This is a genomic window from Paraburkholderia sp. 2C, from assembly GCF_054589215.1.
Genome location: NZ_BAAILL010000079.1, coordinates 1 through 1,171 on the forward strand (window position 1 = coordinate 1; position 1,171 = coordinate 1,171).

Sequence of the window (1,171 nt, forward strand, 5' to 3'; positions counted from 1 at the left end):
CGGACCAAGCCGCACGTGAACGTGGGCACGATTGGTCACGTTGACCACGGCAAGACCACGCTGACGGCGGCGATCACGACGGTGCTGACCGCGAAGTTCGGCGGCGAAGCCAAGGCGTACGACCAGATCGACGCGGCGCCGGAAGAGAAGGCGCGCGGCATCACGATCAACACGGCGCACGTGGAGTACGAGACGGCGAACCGTCACTATGCGCACGTTGACTGCCCGGGTCACGCGGACTACGTGAAGAACATGATCACGGGCGCGGCGCAGATGGACGGCGCAATCCTGGTGTGCTCGGCCGCGGACGGCCCGATGCCGCAAACGCGTGAGCACATCCTGCTGGCGCGTCAGGTTGGTGTGCCGTACATCATCGTGTTCCTGAACAAGTGCGACATGGTGGACGACGCGGAGCTGCTCGAGCTGGTGGAAATGGAAGTGCGCGAGCTGCTCTCGAAGTACGACTTCCCGGGCGACGACACGCCGATCATCAAGGGCTCGGCGAAGCTGGCGCTTGAGGGCGACAAGGGCGAGCTGGGCGAAGTGGCGATCATGAACCTGGCTGACGCGCTGGACACGTACATCCCGACGCCGGAGCGCGCGGTGGACGGTTCGTTCCTGATGCCGGTGGAAGACGTGTTCTCGATCTCGGGCCGTGGTACGGTGGTGACGGGTCGTGTCGAGCGTGGCGTGATCAAGGTTGGCGAGGAAATCGAGATCGTCGGGATCAAGGCGACGGCGAAGACGACGTGCACGGGCGTGGAGATGTTCCGCAAGCTGCTCGACCAGGGTCAGGCGGGCGACAACGTGGGTATCCTGCTGCGCGGCACGAAGCGTGAGGACGTGGAGCGTGGCCAGGTGCTGGCCAAGCCGGGTTCGATCACGCCGCACACGCACTTCACGGCAGAGGTGTATGTGCTGAGCAAGGATGAGGGCGGTCGTCACACGCCGTTCTTCAACAACTACCGTCCGCAGTTCTACTTCCGCACGACGGATGTGACGGGCTCGATCGAGTTGCCGAAGGACAAGGAAATGGTGATGCCGGGCGACAACGTGTCGATCACGGTGAAGCTGATTGCGCCGATCGCGATGGAAGAAGGTCTGCGCTTCGCTATCCGTGAAGGCGGTCGTACCGTCGGCGCCGGTGTCGTCGCCAAGATCATCGAGTAAG

Annotated in this window: 1 protein-coding gene; it reads left to right on the forward strand. The window is 63.6% G+C overall.

The genetic code is table 11. From position 1 onward, the window contains the following. Positions 1-1,170, forward strand: a 1,170-nt coding sequence (gene tuf / locus ACYPXD_RS33175; RefSeq protein ID WP_308836335.1) for an elongation factor Tu, incomplete at its 5' end; no start/stop codon positions are given. Between the last annotated feature and the right edge of the window lies 1 nt (position 1,171).